This window comes from Streptomyces mesophilus, assembly GCF_040300965.1.
Lineage (GTDB): Bacteria > Actinomycetota > Actinomycetes > Streptomycetales > Streptomycetaceae > Streptomyces > Streptomyces mesophilus_A.
On record NZ_JBEPEW010000056.1, the window covers coordinates 1 to 15,271 of the forward strand.

Annotated in this window: 16 protein-coding genes and 2 pseudogenes; 1 reads left to right on the top strand and 17 read right to left on the bottom strand. The window is 69.5% G+C overall.

Translation table 11 applies throughout. The features are described 5' to 3' along the window. From ABT367_RS20505 to rpsB, 5 genes and pseudogenes are all read right to left on the bottom strand, one after another. Positions 1-265, bottom strand: a pseudogene (locus ABT367_RS20505) (hypothetical protein); the annotation flags it as partial. Positions 266-393: 128 nt separating this feature from the next. Further along, positions 394-951, bottom strand: a complete 558-nt coding sequence (gene frr / locus ABT367_RS20510) for a ribosome recycling factor (protein WP_352254507.1) — start codon at positions 949-951, stop codon at positions 394-396. Between the two features lie 140 nt (positions 952-1,091). Beyond that, positions 1,092-1,838, bottom strand: a complete 747-nt coding sequence (gene pyrH, locus ABT367_RS20515; RefSeq protein WP_052579761.1) for a UMP kinase — start codon at positions 1,836-1,838, stop codon at positions 1,092-1,094. Positions 1,839-2,032: 194 nt separating this feature from the next. Then, positions 2,033-2,869: a translation elongation factor Ts gene (tsf, locus tag ABT367_RS20520; protein WP_352254508.1), complete on the bottom strand. Its 837-nt coding sequence runs from the start codon at positions 2,867-2,869 to the stop codon at positions 2,033-2,035. A gap of 104 nt (positions 2,870-2,973) precedes the next feature. Further along, positions 2,974-3,873, bottom strand: coding sequence for a 30S ribosomal protein S2 (gene rpsB / locus ABT367_RS20525; RefSeq protein WP_352254509.1), 900 nt, complete (start codon positions 3,871-3,873; stop codon positions 2,974-2,976). 276 nt (positions 3,874-4,149) lie between these two features. Between rpsB and ABT367_RS20530 the strand changes: the two are divergent. Next, positions 4,150-4,620 (top strand): annotated as a pseudogene (locus tag ABT367_RS20530) (peptidoglycan DD-metalloendopeptidase family protein); the annotation flags it as partial. A 288-nt stretch (positions 4,621-4,908) separates the two neighbouring features. Here ABT367_RS20530 and ABT367_RS20535 read toward each other — a convergent pair. The 12 genes from ABT367_RS20535 to rplS all read right to left on the bottom strand — a co-directional run bounded on the left by ABT367_RS20535 (position 4,909) and on the right by rplS (position 15,168). After that, positions 4,909-5,466 (bottom strand): TetR/AcrR family transcriptional regulator, encoded by a 558-nt coding sequence (locus ABT367_RS20535; RefSeq protein ID WP_352254540.1) that lies wholly within the window; start codon positions 5,464-5,466, stop codon positions 4,909-4,911. A 302-nt stretch (positions 5,467-5,768) separates the two neighbouring features. Beyond that, entirely contained in the window at positions 5,769-6,602 is an 834-nt protein-coding gene (gene whiG, locus ABT367_RS20540) for an RNA polymerase sigma factor WhiG (RefSeq protein ID WP_352254510.1), read from the bottom strand. Between the two features lie 253 nt (positions 6,603-6,855). Further along, entirely contained in the window at positions 6,856-8,076 is a 1,221-nt protein-coding gene (gene dprA / locus ABT367_RS20545; protein WP_352254511.1) for a DNA-processing protein DprA, read from the bottom strand. Continuing rightward, the gene (locus ABT367_RS20550; RefSeq protein ID WP_352254512.1) at positions 8,073-9,692 is read right to left on the bottom strand and encodes a YifB family Mg chelatase-like AAA ATPase; all 1,620 of its coding nucleotides are present in this window, start codon (positions 9,690-9,692) and stop codon (positions 8,073-8,075) included. Before ABT367_RS20550 ends, dprA begins: the two co-directional genes overlap by 4 nt. Next, entirely contained in the window at positions 9,692-10,072 is a 381-nt protein-coding gene (locus tag ABT367_RS20555) for a YraN family protein (RefSeq protein WP_352254513.1), read from the bottom strand. Before ABT367_RS20555 ends, ABT367_RS20550 begins: the two co-directional genes overlap by 1 nt. Before the next feature lie 140 nt (positions 10,073-10,212). Next, positions 10,213-10,521 (bottom strand): DUF2469 domain-containing protein, encoded by a 309-nt coding sequence (locus ABT367_RS20560; protein WP_003965949.1) that lies wholly within the window; start codon positions 10,519-10,521, stop codon positions 10,213-10,215. 55 nt (positions 10,522-10,576) lie between these two features. After that, complete coding sequence (locus ABT367_RS20565) at positions 10,577-11,119, bottom strand: NUDIX hydrolase (RefSeq protein WP_352254514.1); 543 nt, start codon at positions 11,117-11,119, stop codon at positions 10,577-10,579. Then, positions 11,109-11,864: a signal peptidase I gene (gene lepB / locus ABT367_RS20570; RefSeq protein ID WP_352254515.1), complete on the bottom strand. Its 756-nt coding sequence runs from the start codon at positions 11,862-11,864 to the stop codon at positions 11,109-11,111. Before lepB (ABT367_RS20570) ends, ABT367_RS20565 begins: the two co-directional genes overlap by 11 nt. Before the next feature lie 194 nt (positions 11,865-12,058). Beyond that, on the bottom strand, positions 12,059-12,994 hold the full coding sequence (gene lepB / locus ABT367_RS20575; RefSeq protein ID WP_352254516.1) for a signal peptidase I: 936 nt from the start codon (positions 12,992-12,994) through the stop codon (positions 12,059-12,061). Beyond that, entirely contained in the window at positions 12,942-13,970 is a 1,029-nt protein-coding gene (gene lepB, locus ABT367_RS20580) for a signal peptidase I (RefSeq protein ID WP_352254517.1), read from the bottom strand. The genes lepB (ABT367_RS20575) and lepB (ABT367_RS20580) overlap by 53 nt, the downstream gene beginning before the upstream one ends. Beyond that, positions 13,963-14,718 (bottom strand): signal peptidase I, encoded by a 756-nt coding sequence (gene lepB / locus ABT367_RS20585; protein ID WP_352254518.1) that lies wholly within the window; start codon positions 14,716-14,718, stop codon positions 13,963-13,965. Before lepB (ABT367_RS20585) ends, lepB (ABT367_RS20580) begins: the two co-directional genes overlap by 8 nt. A gap of 99 nt (positions 14,719-14,817) precedes the next feature. Then, entirely contained in the window at positions 14,818-15,168 is a 351-nt protein-coding gene (rplS, locus tag ABT367_RS20590; protein WP_165332921.1) for a 50S ribosomal protein L19, read from the bottom strand. Positions 15,169-15,271: the final 103 nt, after the last annotated feature.

A 15,271-nucleotide genomic window follows, 5' to 3' on the forward strand; every position in this document is an offset into this window, starting at 1 on the left:
GCGCGGCCGGCGCCGTAGGGGCCACGGCCTGAGGCCCGCCCTGGTCCCAGGCCTGCTGCGCGCCCTGGTCCCCGGCCTGCGGCGCCGCATGCCGCGGCGGCTCGGAAGGCTCACCCGAGGGCGAGGGGGCGGCGCTGGGCATGGGCTCCTGTGGCATCTCGTCGCGGAACAGGGGGCCGCTCAGCCGAGTGGCCCCCGTTCCGTACTGGTCCTGGTCCGCGCCGGCAGCCGTCTGCACATCAGTGACATCCGGTACGACAGGCATGGGCCGGGTCTGCTGGACTTCCGGCTCATCGTAGGCAGGACCCGCCTCCGGGCGCCCCTGGACAGGGCCCATCTCGGGCGGTCCCCAATAGCCGGCCTGCGGCGGAGCCCCCCAGGAAGAGTCGTTCATCAGACCTCGAGCAGCTCGGCTTCCTTGTGCTTGAGCAGCTCGTCCACCTGTGCGACGTACTTGGAGGTGGTGTCGTCGAGCTCCTTCTCGGCGCGACGGCCCTCGTCCTCACCGACGTCGCCGTCCTTGACGGCCTTGTGGATCGCGTCCATGGCCTTGCGGCGCACGGCGCGGATCGAGACCTTCGAGTCCTCGGCCTTGCTCTTGGCGACCTTGATGTACTCGCGGCGGCGTTCCTCGGTGAGCTCGGGGAAGACCACCCGGATGATATTGCCGTCGTTGCTCGGGTTGACGCCCAGGTCCGAGTCGCGGATCGCCTGCTCGATGTTGCGCAGCGCGCTCTTGTCGAACGGGGTCACCACGGCCATCCGCGGCTCCGGCACCGAGAACGACGCCAGCTGGTTGATGGGCGTGAGGGCGCCGTAGTAGTCGGCCACGATCTTGTTGAACATCGCCGGGTGCGCACGCCCGGTGCGGATCGCGGCGAAGTCGTCCTTGGCGACCAGGACGGCCTTCTCCATCTTCTCCTCGGCCTCGAGGAGGGTCTCTTCGATCACCACTTGCTCCTGCGTGTCTTGAGTGGCCCGGCATGCACGGGGCGGCCGGCTAAGTCCGTCTCTTTCCTGCACGGTGTCCGACCGGCAGGGCTTTGTCCATCCCCGCTACGTACGCGGGGACCGGCCCGGAACCCTGGGGGTCAGCTCCGAGTGCCCTGGTCGCTCACGAGCGTGCCGATCTTCTCACCCTTGACCGCGCGAGCGATATTGCCCGCCGTAAGAAGCTCGAAGACGAGAATCGGCAGCTTGTTGTCCCGGCACAGGGTGATCGCGGTCATGTCGGCGACCTTGAGGTCACGCGTGATGACCTCGCCGTACTCGAGAGCGTCGAACTTGACCGCGTCGGGGTTCTTGTTGGGGTCGGAGTCATAGACCCCGTCGACACCGTTCTTGCCCATCAGCATGGCCTCGGCGTCGATCTCGAGGGCGCGCTGTGCGGCGGTGGTGTCGGTGGAGAAGTACGGCATGCCCATACCGGCACCGAAGATGACCACACGGCCCTTCTCCAGGTGACGGACGGCGCGCAGCGGAATGTACGGCTCCGCGACCTGGCCCATGGTGATGGCGGTCTGGACGCGGGAGTCGATGCCTTCCTTCTCCAGGAAGTCCTGCAGGGCAAGGCAGTTCATGACGGTGCCGAGCATGCCCATGTAGTCGGAGCGGGCCCGGTCCATGCCGCGCTGCTGCAGTTCGGCGCCGCGGAAGAAGTTGCCGCCGCCGATGACGACCGCGATCTCGAAGCCGTCGCGGACGACCGCGGCGATCTCGCGGGCGATGGCGTGCACCACGTCGGGGTCGACGCCGAGGCCGCCGCCGCCGGCGAACGCCTCACCGGAGAGCTTCAGCAGAAAGCGGCCGGACTTCTTGCCGTCATCGGCATGGGGCATGGAATTTCTCCCTAGTGGTGCCGTGGTGCACATTCCATGGTGCACATACAAGAAGGCCATTGCCGGGGGGTGTTGAATCCCTGCGCGGCAATGGCCTCCTCGTCAGATCTACAGTCGTCCGCACGCCCGCACGAGGCGTGGGCGGGCGACTGGCGTCGACCCTATCGGGGTCTACCGTCGGTCGCGGTACGGACTCAGATGCCGACCTTGATGCGCGAGAAGCGCTTCAGGGTGACACCGGCCTCGGCCAGGACCTTCTCGACGGACTTCTTGTTGTCGAGCGCGTAAGGCTGCCCCAGGAGGGTGGCCTCCTTGAAGAAGCCGTTGACGCGACCCTCGACGATCTTCGGGAGCGCGGCCTCCGGCTTGCCCTCGGCGCGGGTGGTCTCCTCGGCGACGCGGCGCTCGGACTCGACGACCTCGGCCGGAACGTCCTCACGGGTGAGGTACTTCGGCGCGAAGGCGGCGATGTGCTGCGCGATGCCCTTGGCGGTCGCGGCGTCGGCCTTGTCGAGCTCGACGAGGACACCGATCTGCGGCGGCAGGTCGGGCATCGTGCGGTGCATGTACGCGAAGACGAAACCGTCGTTGAACTGCGCGAAGCGGTCCAGGACGATCTTCTCGCCGAGGTTGGCGTTCGCCTCGTCGACGAAGGCCTGCACGGTCTTGCCGGCCTCGATCTCGGACGCGAGCAGCGCCTCGAGGTCGGCCGGGGAGGTCTTCGCGACGTGCTCGGCGATCTGGTTGGCGACGGCCTGGAACTTCTCGCCCTTGGCGACGAAGTCCGTCTCGCACTTCAGCTCGACGATGACACCGGAGGTGTTGTCGTCGGCGATGACGGAGACGACGGCACCGTTCTCGGCAGAGCGGCCCTCGCGCTTGGCGACGCCCTTCTGGCCCTTGATACGGAGCGCCTCGACGGCCTTGTCGACGTTGCCCTCGGCCTCGTCGAGCGCCTTCTTGCAGTCCATCATGCCGGCGCCGGTGAGCTCACGGAGCTTCTTGACGTCGGCGGCGGTGTAGTTCGCCATGATTCAGTGAATCTTTCTCGAAGTCTTTGGACGAAGGTCTACGGGTGAACGGCGGGGGCCCTGAGGCCCCCGCCGTCACTTACCGAACCTGGAACCGTGCGGCGTCAGGCCTGCTCGGCCTCGGCGGCGGGCGCCTCGGCAGCGGGGGCCTCGGCGACGGGGGCCTCAGCAGCAGCCTCGGCCGGCTTCTCGGCCTCGGCCTCGGCGGCGGCCGGAGCCTCGTCGGCCTTCTTCTCGCCCTCGAGGAGGTCGCGCTCCCACGCGGCGAGCGGCTCGCCCGCGGCCTTGTCACCCTCGGCGCCCTTGCCGGCACCGGAGCGGGCGATGAGGCCCTCGGCGACGGCGTCGGCGATCACGCGGGTGAGCAGGGTGACGGAGCGGATCGCGTCGTCGTTGCCCGGGATCTTGTAGTCGACCTCGTCGGGGTCACAGTTCGTGTCGAGGATCGCGACGACCGGGATGTTGAGCTTCCGGGCCTCGCCGACAGCGATGTGCTCCTTCTTGGTGTCCACGATCCAGACGGCGCTGGGCACCTTGGACATCTCGCGGATACCACCGAGGGTCTTCTCCAGCTTGGCCTTCTCGCGCGAGAGCACGAGAAGCTCCTTCTTGGTGAGACCGGACGCGGCGACGTCGTCGAAGTCGATCTGCTCGAGCTCCTTGAGGCGCTGCAGACGCTTGTAGACGGTCGAGAAGTTGGTGAGCATGCCGCCCAGCCAGCGCTGGTTGACGTACGGCATGCCGACGCGGGTGGCCTGCTCGGCGATGGCCTCCTGCGCCTGCTTCTTCGTGCCGACGAACATGACCGTGCCGCCGTGGGCGACGGTCTCCTTGACGAACTCGTAGGCGCGGTCGATGTACGACAGCGACTGGAGAAGGTCGATGATGTAGATGCCGTTGCGCTCCGTGAAGATGAAGCGCTTCATCTTCGGGTTCCAACGGCGGGTCTGGTGACCGAAGTGGACGCCGCTTTCCAGCAGCTCCCGCATCGTGACGACGGCCATGGCCGTACTCCTTGTGTTTTCTCGGTTATGTGCCTGACGCCCTCGCGCACCCCTGCCGCATACCGATGAGGTACGGGACCGATGGGGCGCTGACTCCGACGGCTGCGAAAGCGCTGGAGTCGGGGCGTGCGAAGTCGACCCGGTGACCCGGATCGCCACATGAAGTGTACGGGACCCGGAAGGCACCGGGTGACGCCGCTGTCCACAAGCGGCCGGTTATCCACAGTTCACGGCCAAGATCCGCTTGATTCCGGGGGTTCTGGGACCGTGCCGGGCATGAACGAGAACCTGATCCGGAGGGCGGCCGGAGGACTGTGGAGGCCGCGGGCGAGCGTCGTGACCGTGCTGCTCGCAGCCGTCGCGGGCATTCTGCTCGGACCTGCGACGACGGCTCGGGCTGCCGTGGACCTCCCCGCCTCCGCCCCGGTGCCGGACGGCGACCGCGCCTGGCCCGTCGGCGACCGGCCCCCGGTCGTACGTGGCTGGGATCCGCCCGCGTCGGTGTACGGAGCCGGTCACCGGGGCGTGGACCTCGCGGCCGTACCCGGCACTGCTGTGCGGGCGGCGGCGGGCGGCACGGTGTCCTTCTCGGGCCGGGTCGCGGGCCGGGGCGTGCTGTCCATCGAGCTGACCGGCTCGGGCGGCCCTGCGCTGCGGACGACGTATGAGCCGGTACGCGCGGTCGTGGACGAGGGCGACGAGGTGAGCGCGGGCGAGGTGGTCGCCGTCCTGGAGAACGGCCCGTTCCACTGCCCTGGCGCCTGTCTGCACTGGGGCCTGCTCCGCGGGGAGACCTATCTCGACCCGCTCGGCCTGCTGCCCCCGTGGATGCTGAGGCGCGGCCCGTCCCGTCTGCTCCCGGTCTTCGGCGTACCGGAACTCCCGGCCGAACCGGTGGCCGGATCACGTGGGTCTGCAACGAGGGCGGGCCCGGTGGATGCCGTACAGGCCGCGATCCTCGCGCTCATGGCCGGGCTGGCGCACCGGCGACTGCGGCCCGGCCGGCAAACCCGGCCCCGCAGGCGCCCCGGCACCTCAGCCGCAAACGCCCCGCAGAGCCATCCCCACAGCGGCATCCGTAATGGCCGACGGATCCTCCGCCGCACCCAGCTCGATCCGCCGCACCGCCGCGTCCACCACACCCTGCAACAGCATCGCCGCCATCCGCGGCTGCTCATGCCCGAGCGCGCCCAGCGCCTCGACGATCATCGCCACGAGCCCACCGTGCGCAGCGCGGATCTTCTCCCGGGCCCCGGCGTCGAGCTCGCTGGACGAGATGGCGACCACGGCACGGTGCCGCTGGTCCCCCACCAGCGCGAGCTGAGAGCGCACATACGCCTCGACCTTGCCCTCGGGCGTCGGGGCCGCCTCCATCGCCGACTCGACCTCGGCAGCCCACACCGGGAAGTCGACCTCGCACAGCTCCTCGACGACCGCGGCGCGCGAACGGAAGTACTCGTAGACCGAGGACCTGGCCAGGCCAGTCCGCTCGGCGAGCGCGGGGAAGGTCAGTGCCTCCGTACCGCCCTCGGACAGCAATGAGCGCGCGGCGTCGAGAAGAGCGCCACGCTGCATCGACCGGTGCTCGGCCACAGAGGCCGCTCGAATCCTTGGCACGGTCTCCACTCTACGGAGCAACGCCACTGCCTGGGGAGCACACACGTCCCCTGCACGCCCCCACCGCATCCGTGAGCACCGACGCGGACCGGCCCGGCACAGCCCGCACAACCGGGCTCCTGCACAACACGGCACAGCAGGGCTCACCCCAGCACAGCACGGTCCGCACAACCTGGCCCCGCTACAGCACGGCACACGGCAAGGCTCGGCCCAGCACGGTCCGCACAACCCGGCCCGACACAACAAGGCACAGCAAGGTTCGGCCCGGCAGTACCGATTCAGCGACCGAAGCTCGCCAGCTTCGCGCGCAGCTGCAGCACCGACTTCGTATGGATCTGGCTGACCCGGCTCTCCGTGACACCCAGCACATTGCCGATCTCCGCGAGCGTCAGACCCTCGTAGTAGTAGAGCGTGACGACGGTCTTCTCCCGCTCGGGCAGCGTGTTGATCGACCGCGCGAGCAGCCGCCGCAGCTCACGGTCCTCGGCGACCTCGACCGGATTGTCGGCCGCGGTGTCCTCGAGCGTGTCCATCAGGCTGAGGCGGTCGCCTTCGCCGCCCACGTGCAGCAGCTCCTCGAGCGCCACCACGTTCGCGAGCGACAACTGGCTGAAGACCGCGTGCAGTTCCTCGACGGCGATGCCCATCTCGGCCGCCACCTCGGTCTCCGACGGCGTGCGCCGCAGCTGCGCCTCCAGCGTGGCGTAGGCGCGCTCGACATTGCGCGCCTTCTGCCGCACCGAGCGCGGAATCCAGTCCAGCGCCCGGAGTTCATCGATCATCGCGCCCCGGATCCGCGTGATCGCATACGTCTCGAACTTGATCTCGCGCTCGATGTCGAACTTCTCGATCGCGTCGATCAGCCCGAACACCCCGGAGGACACGAAGTCCGCCTGCTCCACATTGGGCGGCAGCCCGACACTCACCCGGCCCGCGACGTACTTCACCAAGGGCGAGTAGTGCAGGATCAACTGCTCGCGCAGCCTTCCGTCGCCCGTTGTCTTGTACGACCGCCACAGCTCGTCGAGCGACGCGGGTGCGGGTGGCCGCACGCTGCCGCGGGCGGCGGGGGGAACTGCCGCGCGGTCAGACCCGGAGGTGTGCTGAGGCATTCGTCGCCTTGTTGCCGTTCTGTGGAGCCGTGAAGTGAAGCCGAGTTGGCCTTGTCGAAGTCGGAAGTCTTGTGAGCGTAGCGTGACTGGAGTGTCGCAGTGTGCGAAGGGCGGGGGATCACCCTTGCTCGTATGGGCTCGAATACGCGTCGCCCGCTGACGTTCACGGTGCCGTCCGTGATCGCCCGAAAGGCCCGAATCCCAGGATCCGCCTAGGTCACGGCCGATCCACCGGACGGCTCAACCTTTCGCGTCAGCCCTCCTTTCGTCCGGCACAGACCGGGTTGACCGCCTGGCGTGTCAACTGCCAGCCCTCGCCGTGTCGTTCGACGAACCCCAGGGACTGCAGCTCGTACAGCGTGCCGACCGCCGCGTCCACACCGGTCTGCGCGCTGCGCGCGATGTCCTTGGCCACGGCGGTGCCGCGCGCGGGCAAGGCCTCGAGAACCTTGGTCGCGAGCGGTGCGAGCAGATCGCGCGCCACGACCGGACCGCGTCGTTCGGGAGCCAGCTCCCCCATCTCGCCGACCAGCTCGACGATGTCGGCGGCGTCCGCTACCAGCATGCCCTCGCCGCGCAGCAGTTGGTGCACCCCGGCGGAGAGCCCGCTGGTCGCCGGACCGGGGACGCCCATGACGTGCCGGCCGAGCCGCTGCGCACGTCGCACGGTCACCAGGGCCCCGCTGCGCAGCGCGGCCTCGACGACGACGGTCCCCCTGGTCAGCGCGGCGATGACGCGGTTGCGCTGGATGAACCGGTAGCGCGTGGGGTGTGCACCGGGTGGCAACTCGCTGAGCAGGAGGCCTTGTTCGGCAATCCGGGCGAAGAGTTGCTTGTGGCCTGCCGGATACACATGGTCCACCCCGCAGGCGAGCACGGCCACCGTGGCCCCGCCCTCGCACAGCGCACCGCGATGCGCGGCCCCGTCGATCCCGAACGCACCGCCCGACACCACGACCCACCCGCGCTCGGCAAGCCCCGCCCCCAACGTCTGGGCCATGTGCGCACCGTAGGGCGTACAGGCCCGTGACCCCACGACGGCGACCGACCGCAGCGCCCATATCCGCAGCGATGACTGCCCCTTGACCCAGAGTCCGATCGGCCGCGAATCCCCCAAGTCATCGAGCTGCAGCGGCCATTCGGCATCCCCGGGCACCACGAACCGCGCCCCGGCGGCCGTCGCCGCTTCAAGGTCCCCCTCGGGCCGCGTGGCGAGCAGCCGTTCCCTGAGCCCTGCGAGCCGGGCCGGTTTCACCCCGCCGAGCGTCTCGTCCCCGGACCTGATCCGCTCGACGGTCCCCCTGGCGCCGTGAGCCCGCAGCCACCGCCCACCGCTCTCGTCCCCCGGTTCGAAGATCCGAGCCAGGGCGACACGAGCCAACCTCTCCCCCTCACGCGCCCCGTCCTCCCGGCGACCCGGTTCCCCCTCAACACCCCGCCCCCCAAAGACAGGCAGCACCCCTTCCCCCGTCATACGCCCGCCCCGATCACCATCGGCACCCCACGCGAGATCCCGGTGCGCAGCTGCAGCGCGAGGTCGACATCCGCCGCGTCGGGGCGTGCGTGCCCCGCCAGGTCGGCGATCGTCCAGGCCACCCGCAGCACCCGGTCGAGTCCGCGGGCCGTCAGCAGTCCATGTTCGAGATCCCGCTCGGCGCCCTCCATCGCCCCTGGCACGGCTCGCCACCGCGTACGCAGCTCATGCCCGGGCACCTCGGCATTGGTGCGCCAGGGTGTCCCGTCGAGCCTGGCCAGCGTGCGCTCACGCGCCGCCCGCACCCGGTCCGCGACCGTCGACGTCGGCTCCCCGCCGGCGAGCTGTCCGGCAAGCTCTCTGCGCGTGACGCGGTCCACCTCGACCTTGATGTCGACCCGGTCGAGCAACGGTCCGGACAGCCGGGCCTGATAGCGCCGCACCATCGCGGGCAGGCACTCGCACAGATCCCCCACAACGGTGAACTGCCCACATGGACAGGGGTTTGCGGCAAGGACCATCTGGAACCGCGCCGGCAGCCGCACCACCCCCGCCGCCCGGGCCACGATCACATGCCCGGACTCGAGCGGCTGCCTCAGCGAATCCAGCGCCTTCGGGCTGAACTCGGGCGCCTCGTCCATGAAGAGGACCCCTCGATGCGCCAGGGAGACGGCCCCCGGCCTGGGCAGCCCGTTCCCGCCTCCGATCAAGGACTGCATGGTCGCCGAGTGGTGCGGCGCGCAGTACGGCGGCATGTCGACCAACGGTCGCCCCGGCGGCAGCATCCCGGCCACCGAGTGGACCGCCGTCACCTCCAGGGCATCCGCCCGGGTCAGCGGCGGCATGATCGCGGGCAGCCGTTCGGCCAGCATGGTCTTGCCCGCGCCTGGAGGCCCGGAAAGGAACAGATGGTGCCCGCCTGCCGCCGCCACTTCGATCGCCGTACGCGCCGACAACTGGCCGACCACATCGGCCAGATCCAGCGGCCGCTCGTGCTCGCCGACCCCCGAGAGTCCGGTGCCGATCCCCGCGCCCGGCACATGCAGCCCGGCGAGCGAGGCATCCGGACGCCCTTCCTCGTCCTGCTCCTCATGGGGCACCGGCTCATCGTTGAGCACGGCGACGACCTGCCGCAGCGTCCGTACGCCGAGCACCGAGATCCCCGGCACCAGCTTGGCCTCCGCCGCCGTCACCTCGGGCACCACCACCTTCTTGAAGCCCGCGTCGGCGGCCGCGAGCACGGCGGGCAGCACACCGGGCACCGGTCTGACCCGGCCGTCGAGCCCCAGCTCGCCGATCATCACCACATCGGCGAGCTCATGAGGATCGATCCGCTCGGCCGCCCCGAGCACCGCACACGCCACCGCGAGATCGAATCCGCTGCCCGACTTGGGCACCGCGGCAGGGCTGAGCCCCACCGTGAGCTTCTTCTGCGGCCAGTCGGCCCCGGAGTTGACCACCGCCGAGCGCACCCGGTCGCGGCTCTCGGTGAGGCTCTTGTCGGGCAGCCCCACCAGCGTGAACGCCGCCACCCCGGGCTCCAGATCGGCCTGCACCTCCACGACGACGCCCTCGACGCCGACCAGGGTCACCGCACACGTACGGGCAAAGGCCATCAGGCCACCCCCCGCACATGTTCGACCACCGGAGCACCACGCGGCGGCAGCATCACGCCCACCAGATCGATCCGCACCCCGCCGGGTGGAGGTCCGCCATGGCGCCGCACCCAGTTCTCGGCGAGGGTGCGCAGGCGCTGCGCCTTCGCGGGCGTGATCGCGTCCATGGGGTGTTGAAAGGGTCCATGCGCACCCGGTGGCCCGGCTCTTCGGGTCTTGACCTCGCAGATGACCAGCGCGTCACGGTCCATCGCGACGATGTCGACCTCGCCGCCGCGGCCCGCGCGCCAGTTGCGCGCCAGAATGTTCAGCCCGGCGTCGGTCAGCCGACGTGCCGCCAGGTTCTCTCCGTACTTGCCCAGTGCGCTGCGTGCGCTCATGGGGCGTCACCTCCGAAGTCGAATCTCCGAAGTCGAAGGTGACGCAGTCCCGCGAGAGTTGTTGATCTTTGTGGATTACCGACGGGTTGTGGAAAACTCACTCACCCGTGCGAGGGACCTCAGTACCCGCGCGAGAGGCCTCAGCCGCCCGGCAGCTCGAGATCGCTCTTGTTGAGCTCCTCGATGTTCACATCCTTGAATGTGAGTACCCGCACCTGCTTCACGAAGCGAGCCGGCCGGTACATGTCCCACACCCAGGCATCCGCCATGGACACCTCGAAGAAAACCTCACCCTGAACCGAGTGCACCTGCATCTCGTAGTCGTTGGTGAGGTAGAAGCGCCGTTCGGTCTCGATCACATATTTGAACAGACCGACGACATCGCGGTACTCCCGGTAGAGCTTCAGCTCCATCTCGGTCTCGTACTTCTCGAGGTCCTCGGCGCTCATGGCATGTTCCCCTTCAGCCGTGCGTCCCCCTATTGTGCGCCAGCCCCGCCCGCCTCTAGACGATTTCCGTATCGAGGACCACGGGAGCGCCGGGGGGACCCTCGTCGAGCAGTGCGCTCAGCAGCCCGGCGAGCTTGGTCGGGTACACCGTCTCATGCGCGGCGAGGAGTTCCCCGCACGTCCACCACCGCAATCCCGCAACGCTTCGCCGCTCCAGCTCGGTCAGACCGGGCGGAGCGGTCGCGGCCAGGACGTCGGCGGCGGCTTCGTGCGTCGTACGCGCCAGGAAGTACCACTCGTCCTGGTCCCAGCGCTGTCCGGCGAACGGGAAGGAGCAGACCCGCTTCCACAGCACGGGACCGAGCTCGACGTCCGTGATCCCGGTCTCCTCCGCCAGCTCCCGCAGCGCGGCCTCCTCGCGGGTCTCCTCGCCCTCGAGCCCGCCGCCCGGCGTGAACCACCAGTCGTCCTCCGGATGATCAGGCTCATGCCCGTGCAGGAGCAGAATCCGGTCCTGCGGATCCAGGAGTACGACGCGTGCGACCCGCCTCAGTCCCGCCGAACCGTCTTCCGGCCCGGGAGCGCGGTCACCGGACACCCGCCGGCTCCCTCCGCGCCGCCGGCCGCTTCCCGCGCCGGCCGGTCAGCTTGGCGATCGGCCCGTACGCCGCACCGCCCAGGACGAGCAGCGCGCCACCGATCACCGCGGTGATCAGCAACCGCAGCGGTCCGGGCTCGGAGACCCCGCCGGGCAGATCCTTGAAGCCGTTGGGCTCGGGCAGCATGCCCTCCATCGGCCAGGCGATCGCCTCGACCCGGGCGTCGACCCCGGACAGCGGCACGGTCCCGTTGCCCGCGTCCTCCAGGTGGGCGCTGGAGTCGAGGGAAATGCTGCGGTCGTCGCCGAGCAGGAAGATACGGCCCTGCGGCACGGTCGTCGGCGGGAAGTTGGTGCCCGCGTCCCGCGCGCTGGTCGGCAGATACGGTTCTTCAATCGGCTTGCCGTTGACGGTCATCCGGCCCTTGGCGTCACAGCAGGCGATCTTGTCCCCGCCGACCGCCACGACCCGCTTGACCATGGGCAGATCGCCCCAGTCCTTCTCCTTGAAGACCACGACGTCGCCCCGCTTGACCTCGTCGCCGTCGATCCGCTGGGCCAGCACGCGCTGCCCGCCCTGGATGGTCGGCGCCATGGAATTGGTGGGCACGGTGTACGGCTGGTAGACGAGCGCGCCCCAGGCGAACCCGCCGAGGAACAGCACACAGCCGAGTGCCACGGCAATGCCCGAAAGGGTGCTGCCCAGTCGGCTCCCGCCCTGGTCCGTACTGCGTGCTCTGCTCATCCCGGCCCGTCCCCACCTCGGAGAATCCGATCCCGGACGTACGCACTCCTGCACGTACGCCGGAAAGATCGGTGATCTGGGACGGCACCCTACCCGGCGGTACCGCCGCCAGAAACCCTCGCCCGGAACCGCCCGCAAGCCTCCACAGGATCAGGCCCGCGCCCCCACGGGCGCGGGCCTGCGTTCACTCGGAGTCAGGCCTGCGCGCGCAGGGCCTTCCGCCGCCGCCACACCACGAACGGCACCGCACCGGCCAGACCCAGCGCACCCGGCGCTGCGGACATCGCGGCGGCCAGACCCGGCTGGTCGAAGGTTTCGGGCACCGGCAGAGTCGCCCAGCGGGTGGGCGGCCAGGCGATCACGAAGGCGCGGCCCACGACATTGTCGACCGGGACGAAGCCGCCGCCCGGGTCGTCCTGGTGGTAGCGGGAGTCCATCGAGTTCTGCCGGTGGTCGCCCATCACCCAGAGCTTGCCCTCGGGCACCTTGACCTTGAACTGGCCGCCGTCGGGGTCGTCGGAGCACGCGGTGTTGCCCGGGAAGACGAACGGCTCGTTGAGCGCCTGGCCGTTGACCAGGAGCGGGCCCGTGCCCTTGCACTCCACGGTGTCGCCGCCGACGCCGACGACCCGCTTGATCAGGTCCTTCTCCTCGGCGGATGGCATCAGACCGATGAAGCTGAGGGCCTTCTGGATGGCGTTGGGCGTGGGGGTGGGCTCGCCCGCGAGCCAGTTGCCCGGGTCGTGGAAGACGACGACCTCGCCGCGCTCGGGCTCGGAGCCGAACCACGGCGTGAGCTTGTCGACCAGGACGCGGTCGCCCTGCTGCAGCGTGTTCTGCATCGAGTCCGAGGGGATCGAGAACGCCTGCACCAGGAAGGTCTTGATCAGCAGCGCGAGCAGCAGCGCGATACCGATGAGCAGCGGCAGCTCCTTCCAGAAGGAGCGCTGCTTCTTGGCACCGGAGTCACCGGACTCGCCTTCGGCTTCACCGGGCTGATCCGCATCCCGCGCGGAGGACTCGGGGTCATGGGCGTCATCTGCACCGGCCGGACCACTGCCGCTGATCACTTCGCGTTCATCCTCGGGTTCGTCGTGTCCGGATCGTGCGCCGACGGCCAAATCCCCCACATCCACTCCTCGTTCCGTACCGCTGCCCGCGCCACAGACGGCGAAGGCCTACCACTCCCATAACGAGCGGGAGTTCCGCAGGGGTCGGCGGCAAAGTCGCCGCGCTGAAATCGTCCCGGGCCACCCTATGCGACAGCCCTGTGGCCGCGGTCGACCCGCCACGCGTGCTGTCCGCATCGGGCACGGAAGCGTACGCGCTGCGCTCCTCGAGGCCCCGCCAGTTGCCCACCGGCCAGGCGATCACCACGGCCCGGCCCACGACCTCGTCCTGGGAGATCGTGCCGCCCTTGCCCTCGTCGATATGGGAGCGCGAGTCCGCGGAGTCGGACCGGTGGTCGCCGAGGACGAACAGCCGCCCCTCGGGGACCCGTACGTCGAAGGTCTGGTTCGAGGGCTTGTCGCCGGGATTGAGATACGGCTCGTCGACGGCCACTCCGTTGACGGTCACGCGGCCGTCCTTGCCGCAGCATTTGACGCGGTCCCCGCCGACGCCGACGACCCGTTTGATCAGGTCCTGCTCGTTGTCGGACGGCAGCAGGCCGATGAAGGTCAGGCCCTGTTTGACCTGCTTGACGACCACGGGATCGTTCTTGGGCTCGATCTGTTCCTGGGTCAGCCAGCCGCCGGGGTCCTTGAACACCACGACATCGCCGCGCTCGGGCTTCGAGCCGAACCACGGGGTGAGTTTGTCGACGAGCACCCGGTCCCCGACCTTGATCGTCTGCTCCATGGAGCCGGAGGGGATGACGAAGGCCTGCACCAGGAAGGTCTTGAGCACGAGCGCGATCAGGACGGCCACGCCTATGAGGAGGGGTATCTCCTTGACCGCGGAGCGCCTGCGCCGGCGCTTGACCTTCCGCGCGAGCTTGCGCCGCTCGGCCCGCCCCGGCAGCACCGGACCGCTGGTCGGCCGGGTGCCGGTGGGCAGCCGGGTGTCGGCCCGGTGATGGGCGCGCGGGCGGCCGCGGCTACCCATGGGGAGCCTTCGCTGCGCCGGCCCCCAAAGCGCTCCCCGAACCTTCGGGAACCCTGCCGAGCGCAGTCTCCGAACCTCCGGGAACCCTCGCGAGCGCATCGGCCCCGGCGATGTCGGCCCACCGCCCGACCGGCCAGCCGACCCACTCCGCACGCCCGATGACCTGTTCGACCGGCAGGAAGCCGCCGCCCGGCGAGCCGAGGTGGTCGCGAGAGTCGCTGGAGTCGCTGCGGTGGTCGCCGAGCAGGAAGAGGGTGCCCTCGGGCACCACGAGGTCGAAGGGAACGCTCGAGGGGGCGTCGCCCGGGTGGAGATAGCTCTCGTCGACCGGCTCGCCGTTCACCTCGATCCTCCCCTTCTCGTCACAGCAGACGATGTGGTCACCGCCCACTCCCCCTACGCGTTTGATGTAGTCGGAGTTCCCGAAGTAGCCGCTGCCGTCGAACACGACGACGTCCCCGCGGCGCGGCTCGGACCCGAAACGGTACGCGAGTTTGTTGACCAGGACGCGGTCACCGTCGCGCAGCGTGGGCTCCATGGAGCCGCTGGGGATCAGGAACGGCTGCATCACGAAGTGGCTGACCAGGAGCAGCACCACCACGATCACGACGAGCCCGGCGAGGATGCGGCGCAGCCCCGAGCTCAGCAGTTCCCCGGGGCGCAAACGCGCGGAGCGCGACCCCTCTTCCTGTTCCCCTGTGGGTGTGGAAGAGCGGTCGCGCTCCGTGCTTCGTGCTTCGGTGTCCATCGGGGCCAGAGCCTATCCGGCCGCCTCTGAACGCTGGATCCGAGGATCCGTACGAGCCCGGGGGCCCGTACCGTGCGAGCCCGAAAGGCCCGCGCGCGATCAGTTGTCGCGCTTCTCCTTGATCTTGGCAGCCTTGCCGCGCAGCTCACGCAGGTAGTAGAGCTTGGCGCGACGGACGTCACCGCGGGTGACGAGCTCGATCTTCTCGAAGATCGGCGAGTGCACCGGGAAGGTGCGCTCCACGCCGACGGAGAAGGAGACCTTGCGGACCGTGAAGGTCTCGCTGATGCCCGAGCCCTGGCGGCGGATGACGATGCCCTTGAACTGCTGGATACGGGAGCGGTTGCCCTCGATCACGCGCACGTGGACGTTGACGGTGTCGCCGGGGCGGAAGTCCGGGACGTCGCTGCGCAGGGAAGCGGCGTTCACGGAGTCGAGCAGGTTCGACATGGTGTCTGCTTTCTTCGCCGATGCCACAGGTCATCGACGGGCAAGGTAGAGATGAGTTTCGGAGCTGCTTCGCCGGACGGGCGTCATGTCCCCCTGTGGCAGG